Origin of the sequence: Candidatus Defluviibacterium haderslevense, assembly GCA_016712225.1 — a bacterium.
Taxonomy (GTDB): Bacteria; Bacteroidota; Bacteroidia; order Chitinophagales; family Saprospiraceae; genus Vicinibacter; species Vicinibacter haderslevensis.
Genome location: JADJRL010000003.1, coordinates 4488993 through 4504968 on the forward strand (window position 1 = coordinate 4488993; position 15976 = coordinate 4504968).

A 15976-nucleotide genomic window follows, 5' to 3' on the forward strand; every position below is an offset into this window, starting at 1 on the left:
AATAAATTTAAAGCACAAAATTTAAGTTTTCCAATAGCCTATTTCTATAAGCTTCAAAGTTACCATATTGACTTCGCGTTAATGCATTCATTGATATATAACGATAAAAGTCCGGATCTTTCAATTTTTCCAAATAGTATATAATCAATGATGTATTATCTGGTTCAATGATAAAACCGTTCACTTCATGCTCAATGATGGAACCTGCTTCCTTAGTTGTGATCACAGGTATCCCTAAACTCAATGCTTCATATACCACAGTTGCTGATCCTTCTCCAATAGTAAGAAATAACAAGACATGAGTTCTTTGAAATTCTTTGCTTAAACTTAACCTATCCAAATGTCCAGTCAACTCAACATATTTCTTAAGTTCAGATAATTTATCATCTGGAATCAAATTCCCTTGCTTACCAATAGCCCTAAATTGCGCACTTGGATAAGCCTTAGCAACATTTAAAAAATGATGTATTCCCTTTCTTAATTCCAAATATCCAACTGTTGAAACAGTAAATGGCAAAAATCGCTTTCTATCGATCTGATCAGGTAAATCTATATCCGTACTAAAATTAATTCCATAGGGAACAAGTATGATTTTTGATAGGTTTACACCCTCGGAAATCAAAGAATCTTTTACGGATACAGAAGGAACAATGATAAACTCAGCATTAATCCATTCCTCACGCTCATGTAAAATAAACTGTTCAACGGATTCATCCAAAAAACTATAAATAGCTTCTGGCTTGCACCATCCTGAATTCTTCTCAAATTCACTAATAATAGCTTTACGGTATTGTCCAAATGGGAGGCTACATTGTTCTAAAATGATCTTTTTTTCTCCCTTGCATTTTCCAATAATCCGACTTGCAGTATTAAAAACATATAGATACTCAGATCCATCGCTCTTCAATTGGTTTATTACCTTCTTACCAAACTGTTCCTCCATCCACATGTAATTTTGGTATTCTAACGCTACAGTATTGGCATTTTGTTTATTCTGGTAATATTGATAGGCTAAAAGTGGAAAATGCTCAATGTGCCTAGGATCAATATTAACCTTTCTGGTAGATCCATATTTAGAAAAAAAAGTAGAATCCTTGATTACTGAAAATGGAAACTTATCAAAACATAAATCTGTATACAATTTTGATAGCAATTGTTGTGAATCGAATATCCTTGCAACGGCATATTGCATTCTTCCACCTATTTGACAAACACTAACCAATTTAAACCAACTTTAACAATAAGCTCAAATTATTAAAAATCATTCCAATCCAACTAGGACGAACTAAAGAATATTGAAATACGGATGCTTCTAATACGTTTGTCACATTAGCATTTATACACATATAGAATGCATTATTACTCCAAACATGAATATAATGCTTCAAATTCAAAATAAGCCACCATATTTTGTTAAAATACTTCCTATTTTTAAAAACCAAATTATTTTTACTCGCAATAATTTCTAACTTATTTCTTTCTGTTTCAATGATTCCTAATTGAACACAATGTTGGACTCCTTTGTCAAATAATTGTTGATAATCCATTTTCACTTTGGGGGTAAATATTCCAACTTCCATAGCTTGTAAAATGGATTCCCAAATAATAAAAGGATACACATGAACAAATTCCAGTTTAGGATGCCAAGGAAAATCTGTAGATTCTTTTAAAAAAATATCATTACTTAAAATTTCATTTGCATTTTTTTGAATTTGTGCTGCTCCATTACTTTTAGCAGAATGACCAGCAATACTATAAGGTGTATAAGAAAATAAATATTCATCAATAATGGAACTTAATACCATCGCTGAATAGATATCAGGTATTTTAGAATGGAAGAAAACTCCATTTGATTTATCCTTAACTTCATGAATACAATCCATACTAACAAATCCACCATAAAGCCACGGCAAATCTCCTGGGAACATCTGTTGGTCTATAACCTTGTTTAATACTATGTGTGATTTTCTCATTTCAAAGCCCACCTTAAATGGCACTTGCAAAAGGTTTTTCAATCTAACAAAATCATTATTTGGCCAACGATAAAAGGATTGTTTCCAAGATATTGCCTTTGATGGATGTCTGTTTAACATTTCATTGATATCATGAAAACTATTCGGAAGAAAACCATCATCATCACCCAAAACGGTAACATAACCTTCTTTAACATGCTTCAATGCAAACTCCCAATTTGCAGTCATACTCATTCGAAAAGGAGTTTTCAAATAGGTGATCCTGGGATCACGAAAACTCATTACAACCTCTTCTGTATTGTCAGTACTTGCATTGTCAGATACAATGATGCTAAAATGACTATATTTATTCTGTAGACAGGAATTAATTGCCCAGATAAGTGTTTCTGCTCTATCTTTTGTCGGAATAATGATATTTAATTTATGATTCATACAAACGATTATTTCTTATAAAATTACTGATAGGGTTATGCTTTAAGATCATATTCAGAATTATAATTTGAATTAAAACCAGAAATGAACATAAAACAATAACTGTTAGATTAGAAATCGAGAAATAATTCAATAATTCATAAAACAAAAAATCGAAAACAATAACAATTGTTAATGGTAATAAAATATCATCTTGATACCATATTCTCATATCCTTTTGTAAAGTCATTCTATGCATAATTGGAATTTCAAATATCAGATATAATAAATTTAAAATTAACCAAAACCATACTGCTCCATAAATTCCATATAATACCGTTAGAAAATAAATCAAGGGTACGAGTATAATAATGGCAATAATATTTTTATAAAATGACAATTTCGTCCATTGAATAGTTAATTGCAGATAATAAGGCATCGTCATAAATCCATTAAATAAAAACCCAATTACAAATACCCTGACTAAAAAAACGATTTTGTTCACTAAGTCAATATCAGAAAACCATAAATTTAAAATATTGGATGTAAAAAATAATAACACAACAGATACTGGTATAATTAAGATAGAAATAAACTGACATCCTTCGTGATAAACCCTTGACATTTCAGTTAGATTATTAAGAGAAAATTGCTTGACTAATTTAGGGTAAAAAACGGTTGCTATTGTTCCAACAATTTTAGAAGGTATGGAGGCTATTGAAAACGCTAATGTATAATACCCGAAATCTTTCAAACTGACAAATTTCATTAGTATGATTTTGTCAGCTTGAGTTAATAATATCGAAACTATAGCTATTCCTGCAACTCCCAATGAAAAATGTTGAATTTCCTTTAGAACATAATTAGACCACATGGCTTTAAATTTCAAGATATTTATCTTAAACCAAACAAATATTTTTAATCCGAAAATCATTATAATGCCAAAAACAATTTGTATTATTAAGAAAGATATAATATCACTGCTAAAATAGTAAAATGAAATAAGGATTGAAATAAATTTTGCAAATTCAATAATCAAAGTAAAATAATTCAATTTGGCTTGTTGTTGTAAACCAGTCATTGCACCCATATACAAACCTAAAGGCAATCTAAATAATAATAAAAATGCCATTAACTGTATACTCAGAATAATTTTTTCAGAACTCAAATTAGAATCTACAAACCAAGATTTTGCAAATAAATGTGCCGTAAGAAACAATCCAACAAAAGATAAAATACTCAGCCCCCAGAAAATACATTCAAGTGTAAAGGTTAAGTTTACAATGCGTTGCTTTTTTTCTAGGGTTTCACACTCCTTTGCCATTTCTTGGGTAATCGTAGCGCTCATACCCAAATCAAATAACAAAAAAATACTTTGAAGACTTGCATAAAAACCAACTAAACCATATTGTTCAACTCCTAAATACTTAATATAAACTGGAATTAAAATCAGCTGACCAATAAATAGCCAAATCTGCAATATAAAATTGGAAAGAATATTTGCTCTAAAACCGCTAAACATTAAGAATAAAAACTATCAAGGAGTTTATGAAATCCTTTTTAAAAATCCTTGTGGCACATTACTGACTAACAATTTAGAATCTATACCATCATCTATAACAAATGATTGATTATTCTTTAAAAATTCCCAAGTAGCCGTTTTTGCATTATTTCCTTGATCCCAAGGACGATCATACATTCCCTTTGGCATATCTTCAATGATAGTATCGAAAACCACAATATACGATCCTTTAGTAACAAATTGTTGATACAAATTCAATTCCGCCAATACATGTTCGTGCGTGTGATTTGAATCCAGACATACTAATACAACTGACTTGTCCTTAGCAATTTTGGCGACCTCGTTGACAATATCCACGTCAATAGAAGATCCCTGAATCATTTTTATACGCTTTGACATAGGGTGTTCATTAATTCTCACAAGATTATGAGCTCGTATATCAATATCAATACCTAACATTTCTCCCTTACCTATGAGCTCCAATATAGACGCGTAAAAAATAATTGATCCGCCATGAGCAATTCCAGTTTCTATAATTAAATCAGGTTTCAAATCCCATATGATTTCTTGCATAGCAATCATATCCTGAGGAAATTGAATTATTGGTATTCCCATCCAAGTGAAATTATAGGTATATTGAACTTTGTTAGATTCAATATTAAACTGATGAGCAGCGTTTTTTAAACTTTCATTAGTTCCATTATTCTTTATCCTTTCTGATTTTTCTTTTTCAAATCGCTCTAATTCAGTCATACATTTTTATATATTAAAATTTCAAAAAATAATTTAATCACAATCATTATGCCCCCAAAAACTCATAGGTTCATAAACATTATACGGATAATACCCCTTGTTTAATTCTATTTTTGCATTATTTTGCTTAACAAATTTTTCAACCAACGATTCAATGCTAATAGGAATTCCGCTACAACAATTCACAGTACAATTATCATTAACTAATATTGCCTGATTAACTAGCATTTTTGCTGCATCTTGGACTGACAAATAATCTCGCTCTTGTTTTCCTAAACTCATATTAAAAGTCTGGTCACCATTATTAATCGCAGCATTAAGAGATCCAAGAATTGTACTTTCTGCTTGCCCCTCTCCAAATAAATAAAATAATCTAATCCATTTTAAAACAAACGATTTATTCATTTGCAATAACACCAATAACTTATGCAAAGTATCTTTAGCTAATCCGTAATAAGTGTTAGGATTCGTAAACATGTCAGAAGTAATACAACCTTCCCTTTTTCCGTATTCAAAACAAGTACCACTAATTGTAATATCACAAATGCCAAATTCAATAATTGATTTCAAAAAATAATACTGAGGCATTAAATATTTTTCAAAATGTATAGGGTTGTTGTAATTTGGCAAACCTGTCCAAGCCAGGTGTATTAATTTTTGAATTCCATTGAATTGATTAAGTACCTCATTTGATATAGATAAATTTATATCTGCTTTTATGACAATCACTTTATCACGCCAATGAAACTGTTGAACTCTGTCAGGACTTGTTGTTAGAACTAAAACTTCTAAACCGCGATCCAAAAGTTCTTCCACAACATAACGGCCAACAAAACCTGTTCCGCCCGTTATTGCAACCTTCATTTGCAAAAAATCAACAACGTATGATAATTCATATATCTAGACCTTTAAATTGTTGGCTTAATAATGGATGCGACAAATCTTTTGCACTTATATTTATAGGTTTTAAAGGCCATTGAATATTTACAATTGGATCATCATATCGAATTCCAAATTCATGTTTGGAATTATAATTAGCACTCACATGATATACTAAAATAGAATTATTTTCCAAAACTTGAAATCCATGCACAAACCCTTTAGGTATGTAAATAGCATTATAATCATTTGCAGATAACTCTATAGAGAAATACTTTAAAAAAGTTGGTGATGAATATCTTAAATCCACCACAACATCCAAAATTCGACCCGAAATACATCGGACCAGTTTAGCCTCAGAATTTGGTTTGTTTTGTGCATGCATGCCTCGGATGGTCCCCTTAGTTGTATTTATTGAAAGGTTTGTTTGCACAAATTCTTCTGTAATCCCATGATTCAAAAATTCATCTTTACAATAAATTCGTACAAAGGCACCACGGTCATCAATAAATGGAATTCCATTTATTACAGTTAATTCAGGAAAAATAGTTTCTTTAAAATCCATAAACTTACTTAACCATTAAAATATTTTCTTATTTGGTCATTGGTTTGTACAACATGATTCATATAATAATTTTTATACCACGCTATAGTCATTTCCACTGCTTGTTTGGAATTCCATTTTGTTTGCCAATCCAAAAGTCTTGCGGATTTATCATGACTCAATTTTAAAATTTTAGATTCATGCCGATCGTCATTTAAATTACTGATTGCAAAATCAACATCATCCCAATTCTTTTTACAATAATTTAAAATCTCTTCAACTGTTCTGCAATCATTTGACTCCGGTGAAAAATTCCAAGATCCAGAATAATCAATATTTTGCTCCAATAATTTCTTTCCAAGCAGCAAATATCCAGTTAAACAATCCATTACATGTTGCCAGGGCCTTATTGAATTAGGATTTCTTATTACAACTTGTTCATGACGTGCAGTCGCTTTCACAATATCAGGTATTAATCGATCCATACTCCAATCTCCACCACCTATAACATTCCCCGCTCTTACAGTTGCAATTAAAATGTTATGACCAATTCCATAACGACTTGGATTTAAAAAAGATCTTCTATATGAATTTACCAATAATTCACAGCATGCTTTTGATGAACTATACATATCATAACCACCCAATTCATCAGATTCATTATATGGAAGGTCCTGCTCTTTGTTTTCATAAACTTTATCAGTTGTGACTACAACTACTGCTCGGACACTACTACAAGATCTAGCTGCTTCTAATACATTTAAGGTTCCAATCACATTGGTTTGATAGGTATTAATTGGAAGTTCATAAGATCTTCTAACCAATGATTGTGCTGCTAAATGAAATATGATTTCAGGTTGTGCTGCTTTTATGTTCTCCTTTAATAAATCTAAATTTAATATATCGCCCTTGTGAGATATATAATCTATTGGCAATAATGAATAATGATTAGGGGAACAATCAGGAGCTAATGCATAACCAGTAATATAGGCCTTAAAATATTGAAATATTGCAACCAACCAAGAGCCTTTAAATCCAGTATGTCCTGTTACAAATACATTCTTATTTGAATAACAAGTTGCTAAATCTTCTACCAAATTTTCCATTCAGCTTGATTTGATTTCCACAACTCTTCAAGTTCAATGCGGTCTCTCATAGCATCCATAGCTTTCCAAAAACCACGATGTGAATATGATGCCAATTGTCCATCAGCAGCTATTTTCATAAGGGGTTGCATTTCCCACTGAATCATATCCATATCTCCTTCCAAATAATTAAATATTTGTGGCTCCAAAACAAAAAAACCTCCATTGATCCAAAGGCCATCTGTTTTTGGCTTTTCTTGAAAGTTACCAACAATTCCGGTTTCATTAATATCTAAATGTCCAAACCTCCCGGGAATTTGTATTGCTGTAAGTGTGGCATACCTCTTTGAAATTCTATGCTGCTCTATTAGTTTACTTAAATCAATATTTGAAAGGCCATCCCCATAAGTTAACATGAAGGTCTCATTTTTCGTATATTTTTGTATCCTCTTTATACGACCTGCTGTATTTGTATTTATTCCTGTATCGATTAAAGTTACTTTAAAAGATTCACTGTTTGAAAAATGTACATCAACTTTATTTTTTTCTAACTCAATAGTTACATCTGAATTATATAAATAATAATTTAAAAAATATTCCTTAATCATGTGACCTTTGTAACCTAAACAAATAATAAAATCATTATATCCTTGTGCTTCATAGATTTTCATAATATGCCACAAAATCGGTTTGCCTCCGATTTCAACCATGGGCTTTGGTCTGGATTCTGTTTCTTCCATTAATCGTGTTCCAAGTCCTCCGGCTAATATTACTACTTTCATATGATTAATGACATTTTAAGAAATTGATCAATTTACAAAAAAACAAGGCTTCGCCGTTGATAAGTCTCACCAACTTACCAAATAAAATTTTATTTTTGAATTAAGCCACTTGAAAAGTCCTATTCAAGTAATTTAATTGTTGATTATTTATATATATTCTCAATGACAAACCAATACTTGTTAATTCAATTAACACCTGTTTCGGTCCGCAATTTTGAATAATTTTACCTTTTATACCTGTCAAATTACCACTTACTATTTCAACCTCTTGGCCTACTTCAACATGAGTTTCATTTCCAAAAGCAACATTTACACCTTCATTGCAAATGCGCCTCAAAATATTGATTTCATTTTCCGGAACTGTCGCCTTTTTTTTACCAAATGTTAAAAATCCTTGAACATTTGGTGTTTGTAAAATTTTAATTTCCTCCGCACTGGATATTTTAACAAAAACATAATTAGATATTAGTGGTATATCAAAAAATTTTATTTTGCGCTGATACTTTTTTGTTTTCCGAATTAATGGAATATAACATTCTAAATCTAGCCTACTTAATATTTCTCCAACGAACTTTTCTCTACGATGTGGAACAAGTATAACCTTCCATTTTTTATCCATCACGTTCAATTCAGTTTCCATTCGCTATTATAAATAAAATACTAATGATACCTTTTTACAATAATATAATATATTAAATTAATTATCTCTAATTATTTTTCTCAAAATAATAAAACCAACACTAAGCAGTAAGGCAATTGCAATTGCTTTACCTAAATTATATAAAAGCTTTTCTTTCTTTACTTCCAAAGGGATTATAGGTAAGTCCAAAGCTTGAATAAATGGCGTCTGTGTTTGTAATGTAAATGATGCGAACTCTAAATTTTTAAGTGCTTCTCCATACAGAATACTAAAAACCTTAATATCTCTGTCTACTTGTATTTGTGGCACTGCATTTTCATTCAACCATGTGTTGCGATACGTATCTTTAATATTTGCCAATGAATAATCTTTCCGGTAAATTAAATCACGTAGACTATCTACTTTGTGCTGTAAATTATCAAAAGTTTCCTGTTGGCGTTCAACTGATTTATTGATATAAAAAGTACTCAATTGATTAAATAAATGGATACAAACCAAATAAGATAAGTTTTGATCTGTATACCGTGTCGCCATATCCATAATTCCAGTCTTCTCATTGAATCCAGTTTCCAATTTAGACAAAAACAACTTATGCAATTGTTGCAAAGCCAAATTTTCCGTTTCTGAAAATTTATTGACCTCTCCATGGGTAAATCGATACGAGCGCAGTGGTGAAATAGGTTTTAAAATAGCCTTTGCGAACCACTCATTGGTACGAACCAATTCATCAATTAAGAAATTACCTAAATAGTCTTCGAGATTGTTGATTTTTACTTTCTGAAAAAAAACAGACTCAGCAATCCTTCTTGTTTTGGCAATTTCAACAATTTTTTGAAGACTCACTTGTTGTCCTGGTGCGTTTAATCCAAATTGGCCTAAGATACTTGCCAAGCCGGATTGACCGCCTTCTGATTCATTCAACATGAATGTAGCTCGGGCAATATACTGCACTGGACTTGAAAAAGTCTTATATAAATAGTAAGCGAGAAATGGAACCATAACCAATAAGATGATTTTTCCATTCCTTTTGATCTCCAAACCATAGCCCTTCATGGAATTAATCCAATCTTTTAAGCTAAATTCAGGCTGATGTTGTAATGCTTCCATCGCTTAATAATCCATTGTTTTGACTCCAATCATTTTTTTTGTAATATCTAAAGGCAAAACTAAGAATAATTTACATATATAAAAATATTTGATCTAAAAAACTGTACCTGTAATTTGATAAATCTTCATTTGTGTTCTCTTTCATTTACTTGATTTAAATTTTATGACATTTTCTCATAAAAAATAACATTTTTTTAGTATTTCTAAAACTTTATAATTATTAAATTTGCAACTCAACATTAAAAAATATTATTTAAGTTTTTGACAATCAGATTATTATGGATTTAAAAATTGAGTCCTTATCAAAAAGTTTTGGCAATCAAAAAGCAGTTGACAACATTTCATTCGAGGTAAGGTCAGGAGAAATCGTTGGCTTTCTAGGGCCGAATGGTGCTGGCAAAACCACCACTATGAAAATGCTTACCCAATATATTTCACCAGATCATGGTACCATTTGGTATGGCTCCTCGTCTTCCAGAGATGCCATTGAATTGAGAAGAAGCATTGGGTATCTTCCTGAACATAATCCCTTGTATGAAGATATGCCCATGTTGGATTACTTGGCCTTTTGTGCGGCCTTGCAAGGTGTGCCACAAGGTGAAATTCAGAATAATATCCGAAATATGGTCAAAAAATGTGGCCTAGATGTAGAAAAACATAAAAAAATTGGTGAACTGTCTAAAGGATTTCGCCAACGCGTTGGACTTGCACAGGCTATCATCCACAATCCTAAAATTCTGATTCTTGATGAACCGACAACTGGTCTAGATCCAAATCAAATTGTTGAAATCAGAGAACTAATCAAACAATTAGGACGTGAAAAAACGGTTATTCTTAGTACACACATTTTACCGGAAGTAGAAGCAACTTGCGATCGATTATTGATCATTAACAAAGGCAAAATTGTTGCTGATGGAACAGTCTCTAATCTTAGAAAGCAATCGGAAAATCGACAAATTCTACATGTTCGTATCGATGGTCCCAATCAAAACAACATTTACGAAGTACTAAAAAATGAACCTGGTGTCAGCATGGTTGATCTAATTAATAGAAATGAGAACAAATTCGAAATCCAATCCCACGATGCTGAACCACTCAATCGAAAAATCTTTCATCTTTGTGTAAAGAACGGATGGGACTTACTTGAAATGATTCCTTTTGAAACGAAATTAGAAGACATTTTCCGTGACCTTACTATAAATTAAGCAAAATTATGCAATCTCCAATTTCAATTATTGCAAAGAAAGAATTAGCTTCTTTTTTTGATTCATTAACAGCTTATATTATGTTAGTGGCCTTTCTTGGATTTAGTGGCTTTTTTACCTGGATCTTTGGCTCAGATGTTTTTATTAGGAAAGAAGCAGATTTACAGGTATTTTTTGGTATCGCAAAATGGACACTTTTCTTTTTTATTCCTGCTATTACCATGAAAATGCTAGCTGAAGAAAAAAAGACAGGTACTATTGAATTACTGCTAACAAAAGCTGTTAGCCATAGACAATTGATCTTAGGCAAATTTTTGGCTTGTCTATTGTTGATCATCATTGCATTAGCCTTAACCCTACCCTATTACTTTTCAATTAGTCAATTAGGCGCTGTAGACCATGGCGCTACCATCAGTGGGTATCTAGGCCTTATTCTAATGAGTGCAGCTTATATTGGCATTGGTTTGTTTGCCAGTAGTATTACAAACAATCAAATCGTTGCATTTCTATTAGCTTTATTAATAGGCATATTCTTTCATTTTTTATTTGATGTGTTTTCATATGGAAGCCGGGGTTTATTTGGACAGATTTTTAGCACATTAAGTGTGAGTAAACATTTTGATTCCATTTCTCGTGGCGTGATAGACACAAAAGATATATTGTATTTTATTACTTTAACCGGCTTAGGATTATACTTAGCAGAATTATTTATTGCAAAAAGAAAATAATTATCAACCATGAATTCATTAGGAACAAAAATTCTTATCGCCATCACAGGATTTGTAGCTATAAATTTTTTGGCAAAGCAATTCTTTTTCAGATTCGATTTAACTCAAAACAAAGAATTTACGCTGAGTAAAGCAACAAAAGATATTATAAAAAATTTAGATAAAAAAGTAAATATTACAGCTTACTTTTCAAATGATCTACCTACTGATGTTGCAAAAACTCAAGAAGAATTAAAAGACATACTCAACGAATTTGCTAATATTTCAAAAGGACAAGTAGAATATCAATTCATATCACCAAATGATGATCCCAAAAAGGAAGAAGAAGCCATGAAAGAAGGCATTCAACCTGTGATGATCAATGTTCGGGAGAAAGATCAATCAAAGCAACTCAAAGCATTTCTGGGTGCTACCGTTAAAATAGGAGACGCCAAAGAAGTTATTCCAGTTATACAACCCGGCACAGCCATGGAATATGCACTTACCACAAGTATTAAGAAATTAGCTGTAAAAAACAAACCACTTTTAGGATTTCTGCAGGGACACCGGGAGGCTGCAATTCAGGAATTAGCTCAGGCTTATGAATCATTGAACATCTTATATCATTCTGAATCCGTATACATTACTGATACTGTTGATCTTGGTAAATATAAAACTCTCGTCATAGTTAGACCCCAAGATAGTTTTCCACCAGCTGATTTAGCAAAATTAGATGAATACCTATCAAATGGTGGGAATATCTTATTAGCAATGAACCATATTGAAGCTGATATGCAACAAGGATTGGTGAATGTTTCAAAAACCGGTTTAAAAGAATGGCTTAACACTAAAGGTCTAAAAGTCGAAGATGCATTGGTACGCGATGTAGCTTGTGGACAAGTACAAGTGCAACAACAAAATGGGTTTTTCTCCTTTAACACACCAATACAAATGCCTTATTTGCCATTGGTTCAAAAATTTCCTGAACACCCAGTTACAAAAGGTTTAGAACGCGTTATTTTACAGTTTGCAAGCCCGCTAAGTTATGGTGGTGATGCTCGTAATGTGTTTACCCCACTTTTACTTTCCTCAGACAAATCTGCTAGTGAAAATCTCCCATTAGTTTTTGATATTCAGCGCCAATGGACTCAAAGTGATTTTCCTCAATCGAATATTTGTATGGGTGGTGTTTTGGAAGGCAAAATCGTTGGAGATAGAAGTTCAAGACTCATTGTATATACCGATGGAGATTTCCCGGTTGGTCGTGGAAGAAATCAACAAATCAATGCAGACAATGTCAGCCTATTGGTTAATGGTATAGACTGGCTAAGTGATGATACTGGTCTCATAGATCTGCGAACCAAAGCAGTTGATACAAGACCTATTAAAGAACTTGATGACGCCACCAGGAGCCTTTATAAATATTTGAATTTCTTACTTCCTATTGGTTTGATTTTAGTTTATAGCTTTTTTAGATCTTCGATGAATAGAAGGAAACGAATCCAAAGAATGGAAGAAAGATATGTGTAAGGACTTCAAAAACGGACCTTTGATTCTAATAAAATATTGAGCTAGCACAAAGTTTATTTTTTAAGTAATTATCGATTTTTTAAGTGCTCTTTTTTTAAATTATTTATTTGAGTATTGGATAATAATCATTCATCAAATATTATTCATTTATTTATCGAAATTTCAACCTAATAAATATTAATCAAATAAATTGAAATGCATTCAATCTGTCTATTAAAACAGCATAAATCTGGGACAGGACCATTAATGCAAATATTTGACAAGTTTAATAAACTTGAAGCAGAGATGATAAATTACTGTATTGAATTTTTGATTTAATATTTTTTGTAAAATAGAATGTCTTTACATTCAAAATATCGCGTAAAATCAAATGATGCTGGAATACATAATATCCATAATAGAAGTTCAAAATGTGTTTGAATCGAGCAACAAGTTTAATTGCTATTGTCAAACTATACACTATTCAGAAAATGATATAAAATTTAGGATAAAAAAAATGGCGAGTAATTACCTCGCCATTTTTTTTAAATAATTAATTATTACAATTATTGTTTTTCAAAAGTTCTTACACCAAGACCCCATTGGCATAATGCAGCACCCGTATGGGCTGAAGTAGGAGAAGCTTCCGGAAATTCAAAAACTTTCCATCTTAGAGTTATTGGTGAAGTTGCAATGATTTTTGGAAGATATTGTGCTGAATAATCAGCACTTGTTAATCCATTAGGTGCTGTATCACCAACAAGTTGAAGACCACCACCACATGGGTTGCTTTGGTTAGGAAATCTCAATTGATCATTACCATTAGCATCTTTATGATTATATAACAAATATGGAAATGGATCAACTGCACCTCCACCAGGGTTATCAATGACATATACCCCATCAAATACTTTAACGAGTGTAATTACAACTCCATTGGCTGGTCTTACGTATGTACCAGATAAATCGGTTGGCCCTGGATCAGGAATTGGACCAGCAATTACAATATTTGTACCCATAACTGCTTTGAAGTTAGCTTTATTGAATTTCTCAAATGATAAAGCATATCCACCTACAGCAACTGTATCTGGCCATCCTGTAATATCAGACTTTAAAACATTAATGGTATCCATTCCAGTTTTACCACCATGTCCACCAGCAAAACCTACAACTGAATCTACTGCTATACCGACAATATCAGGTATATCATTAAAAATATTGGTTTTACCTATTCCATAAACATAACTAGAAGGTATTAATTGCTCCGCTATAAATGGAATTGACGTTGTTTGAGGCACCGAATTTATTTCATCTGAATCACTGCACGACATGATACAGCAAGACAAAACAAATAAAACCGATAATAATATTATATTTTTTTTCATGTTTTTAATTTTTAATTAGTCCCAAAATACTTTGTCAGTTAAAGAATGTTGAGCAACAAAATTTTTATTTAAGCTTTGCTCAGTTTCTGGATAAAATAAAATAGATGGAAATTTATTGCCACCCAATACATTTTCAGTTGGCACTGCAAATAACCCGCCAGGTGATGTAAAAAATGGATTTAAAGCATTATCAAATCTTCTTGTTTCAATCCAAGATTCAACAGGCTGAAGGTTATTCATAGATGCCCATTTTTGAATGGCTATAGATTTAACACCATTTGATGCATCATAAGCACCTTTATCTGAAATATATTTGGACATGGAAGCACTGTCAGAACCTAAATAATCACTATTAGCATACATTGCTGCTTCATATAAAGCTTTAGCATCTCCCCCGGCGAAACCTCTTGCAGCTGCTTCTGCTAATAAAAATTTGACTTCCCAAACTGTCATCAAGATAACCGGAATTTTTGGACCAAAAATCAAACCTCCTTTATCAGCTAATGCTCCGTTAGGTCGAGAAAATGAAGCTGTCGCAGGTGCATTTTGAACATCTCCATGCTTTAATCCCAAATGACCAGCAGCACCAGGATTAAAAAATAAACTGATTCTAGGATCGGAATTTCCTTGCAAGAAATCCATAGTTGTTTTAGATGCAACATAAAAATTTCCTAATGCCGTACTTTTAGCATCTGACCAAAAAGGATTGGATCCTTTTGAATTCCCAGCATATGCAATTTTCGCATTGTCATCGTTAGTAGCCATAAAATCTCCGCTAGCCACCAATGCTCCCAATTTAGTTTTATCACCAATTCTAGTATAAACTTTCAACAATAAAGAATTAGCAAATCGATTCCATTTTCCAAGATCTCCTGCATACATTAAATCACCTTCTACAACATCTGTAGCTCCAACCTTACCTAACAATGCAATGGCATCAATTAATAATTTTTCAATACCAGGATAAACTACCTCTTTTGCATTATCATATTTTGGATTAAAGATAGATCCATCGTTAATATCACCTTTTAATGCTTCTGTAAAAGGAATGTCACCAAATAAATCGGCACAAACTTGAGCATTATAAGCATTTAAAATTTTTCCAATGGCTTTATAACCGTTGTGGCCAGATTGAAGATAACTTAAGTTACTTGAGCTTCTATACAAGTTGTCAAATACTTGGTTGGCATCACTCGAATTCATCGTATTTTGATCCCAATCACCTAAGGCAACACCAGGACCTCCTGTATTGTATTGGCACCAAATATTAGTTTGAGAAAATAATCGATCACCAATAGCATTACCGATATATAATTGTGCAGATGAAAGCTGTAAATTAGGTCCTGAAGTCGATGATTGATTTGGATTTGTATTAACATCTAAATAGTCATCACATGATGTAAATACCATAGTACCGACAATACAAACGACTATATAAAATAATATTTTGATTTTCATATTTTATAATTTTTTA

At 32.0% G+C, this 15976-nt stretch carries 15 protein-coding genes; 3 read left to right on the forward strand and 12 right to left on the reverse strand.

The genetic code is table 11. The features are described 5' to 3' along the window. Nucleotides 1-7 precede the first annotated feature (7 nt). The 10 genes from IPK88_17485 to IPK88_17530 all read right to left on the reverse strand — a co-directional run bounded on the left by IPK88_17485 (nucleotide 8) and on the right by IPK88_17530 (nucleotide 9696). Nucleotides 8-1192, reverse strand: a complete 1185-nt coding sequence (locus tag IPK88_17485) for a glycosyltransferase family 4 protein (protein ID MBK8245223.1) — start codon at nucleotides 1190-1192, stop codon at nucleotides 8-10. Nucleotides 1193-1223: 31 nt separating this feature from the next. Continuing rightward, the gene (locus tag IPK88_17490) at nucleotides 1224-2405 is read right to left on the reverse strand and encodes a glycosyltransferase family 2 protein (GenBank protein MBK8245224.1); all 1182 of its coding nucleotides are present in this window, start codon (nucleotides 2403-2405) and stop codon (nucleotides 1224-1226) included. After that, on the reverse strand, nucleotides 2395-3906 hold the full coding sequence (locus IPK88_17495) for an oligosaccharide flippase family protein (GenBank protein MBK8245225.1): 1512 nt from the start codon (nucleotides 3904-3906) through the stop codon (nucleotides 2395-2397). The genes IPK88_17490 and IPK88_17495 overlap by 11 nt, the downstream gene beginning before the upstream one ends. Before the next feature lie 24 nt (nucleotides 3907-3930). Continuing rightward, nucleotides 3931-4659, reverse strand: coding sequence for a cephalosporin hydroxylase family protein (locus IPK88_17500; protein ID MBK8245226.1), 729 nt, complete (start codon nucleotides 4657-4659; stop codon nucleotides 3931-3933). Nucleotides 4660-4692: 33 nt separating this feature from the next. Further along, nucleotides 4693-5523 (reverse strand): NAD(P)-dependent oxidoreductase, encoded by an 831-nt coding sequence (locus IPK88_17505; GenBank protein ID MBK8245227.1) that lies wholly within the window; start codon nucleotides 5521-5523, stop codon nucleotides 4693-4695. Nucleotides 5524-5551: 28 nt separating this feature from the next. Then, the gene (rfbC, locus tag IPK88_17510) at nucleotides 5552-6103 is read right to left on the reverse strand and encodes a dTDP-4-dehydrorhamnose 3,5-epimerase (GenBank protein MBK8245228.1); all 552 of its coding nucleotides are present in this window, start codon (nucleotides 6101-6103) and stop codon (nucleotides 5552-5554) included. An 8-nt stretch (nucleotides 6104-6111) separates the two neighbouring features. Continuing rightward, a complete protein-coding gene (rfbG, locus tag IPK88_17515) occupies nucleotides 6112-7188 on the reverse strand; it encodes a CDP-glucose 4,6-dehydratase (protein MBK8245229.1) in 1077 nt (358 codons plus the stop codon). Beyond that, on the reverse strand, nucleotides 7173-7949 hold the full coding sequence (rfbF, locus tag IPK88_17520) for a glucose-1-phosphate cytidylyltransferase (GenBank protein ID MBK8245230.1): 777 nt from the start codon (nucleotides 7947-7949) through the stop codon (nucleotides 7173-7175). The genes rfbG and rfbF overlap by 16 nt, the downstream gene beginning before the upstream one ends. 100 nt (nucleotides 7950-8049) lie before the next feature. Further along, nucleotides 8050-8568, reverse strand: a complete 519-nt coding sequence (locus tag IPK88_17525) for a UpxY family transcription antiterminator (GenBank protein ID MBK8245231.1) — start codon at nucleotides 8566-8568, stop codon at nucleotides 8050-8052. 78 nt (nucleotides 8569-8646) lie between these two features. Beyond that, a complete protein-coding gene (locus IPK88_17530; protein MBK8245232.1) occupies nucleotides 8647-9696 on the reverse strand; it encodes a hypothetical protein in 1050 nt (349 codons plus the stop codon). A gap of 278 nt (nucleotides 9697-9974) precedes the next feature. On the opposite strand from IPK88_17530, the gene IPK88_17535 reads away from it, so the two are divergent. From IPK88_17535 to IPK88_17545, 3 genes are read left to right on the forward strand one after another with little or no spacing between them, the layout of a single operon-like run. Then, nucleotides 9975-10901 carry an ATP-binding cassette domain-containing protein gene (locus IPK88_17535; GenBank protein ID MBK8245233.1) on the forward strand — a complete coding sequence of 309 codons (927 nt, stop codon included), beginning with the start codon at nucleotides 9975-9977 and terminating at the stop codon, nucleotides 10899-10901. 8 nt (nucleotides 10902-10909) lie between these two features. Then, nucleotides 10910-11629, forward strand: coding sequence for an ABC transporter permease subunit (locus IPK88_17540; GenBank protein ID MBK8245234.1), 720 nt, complete (start codon nucleotides 10910-10912; stop codon nucleotides 11627-11629). Between the two features lie 9 nt (nucleotides 11630-11638). Then, nucleotides 11639-13138 (forward strand): GldG family protein, encoded by a 1500-nt coding sequence (locus IPK88_17545; GenBank protein ID MBK8245235.1) that lies wholly within the window; start codon nucleotides 11639-11641, stop codon nucleotides 13136-13138. Nucleotides 13139-13683: 545 nt separating this feature from the next. On the opposite strand, the gene IPK88_17550 is transcribed toward IPK88_17545, so the two are convergent. Together IPK88_17550 and IPK88_17555 are read right to left on the reverse strand one after the other, a co-directional pair. Further along, complete coding sequence (locus IPK88_17550; GenBank protein ID MBK8245236.1) at nucleotides 13684-14502, reverse strand: hypothetical protein; 819 nt, start codon at nucleotides 14500-14502, stop codon at nucleotides 13684-13686. 15 nt (nucleotides 14503-14517) lie between these two features. Next, entirely contained in the window at nucleotides 14518-15960 is a 1443-nt protein-coding gene (locus IPK88_17555; protein ID MBK8245237.1) for a SusD/RagB family nutrient-binding outer membrane lipoprotein, read from the reverse strand. Between the last annotated feature and the right edge of the window lie 16 nt (nucleotides 15961-15976).

Coding starts and splice junctions, on each gene's coding strand:
- IPK88_17485 (MBK8245223.1), bottom strand. CDS start 1,192: ATGCAATATGCCGTTGCAAGGATATTCGATTCACAACAATTGCTATCA.
- IPK88_17490 (MBK8245224.1), bottom strand. CDS start 2,405: ATGAATCATAAATTAAATATCATTATTCCGACAAAAGATAGAGCAGAA.
- IPK88_17495 (MBK8245225.1), bottom strand. CDS start 3,906: ATGTTTAGCGGTTTTAGAGCAAATATTCTTTCCAATTTTATATTGCAG.
- IPK88_17500 (MBK8245226.1), bottom strand. CDS start 4,659: ATGACTGAATTAGAGCGATTTGAAAAAGAAAAATCAGAAAGGATAAAG.
- IPK88_17505 (MBK8245227.1), bottom strand. CDS start 5,523: ATGAAGGTTGCAATAACGGGCGGAACAGGTTTTGTTGGCCGTTATGTT.
- rfbC (MBK8245228.1), bottom strand. CDS start 6,103: ATGGATTTTAAAGAAACTATTTTTCCTGAATTAACTGTAATAAATGGA.
- rfbG (MBK8245229.1), bottom strand. CDS start 7,188: ATGGAAAATTTGGTAGAAGATTTAGCAACTTGTTATTCAAATAAGAAT.
- rfbF (MBK8245230.1), bottom strand. CDS start 7,949: ATGAAAGTAGTAATATTAGCCGGAGGACTTGGAACACGATTAATGGAA.
- IPK88_17525 (MBK8245231.1), bottom strand. CDS start 8,568: ATGGATAAAAAATGGAAGGTTATACTTGTTCCACATCGTAGAGAAAAG.
- IPK88_17530 (MBK8245232.1), bottom strand. CDS start 9,696: ATGGAAGCATTACAACATCAGCCTGAATTTAGCTTAAAAGATTGGATT.
- IPK88_17535 (MBK8245233.1), top strand. CDS start 9,975: ATGGATTTAAAAATTGAGTCCTTATCAAAAAGTTTTGGCAATCAAAAA.
- IPK88_17540 (MBK8245234.1), top strand. CDS start 10,910: ATGCAATCTCCAATTTCAATTATTGCAAAGAAAGAATTAGCTTCTTTT.
- IPK88_17545 (MBK8245235.1), top strand. CDS start 11,639: ATGAATTCATTAGGAACAAAAATTCTTATCGCCATCACAGGATTTGTA.
- IPK88_17550 (MBK8245236.1), bottom strand. CDS start 14,502: ATGAAAAAAAATATAATATTATTATCGGTTTTATTTGTTTTGTCTTGC.
- IPK88_17555 (MBK8245237.1), bottom strand. CDS start 15,960: ATGAAAATCAAAATATTATTTTATATAGTCGTTTGTATTGTCGGTACT.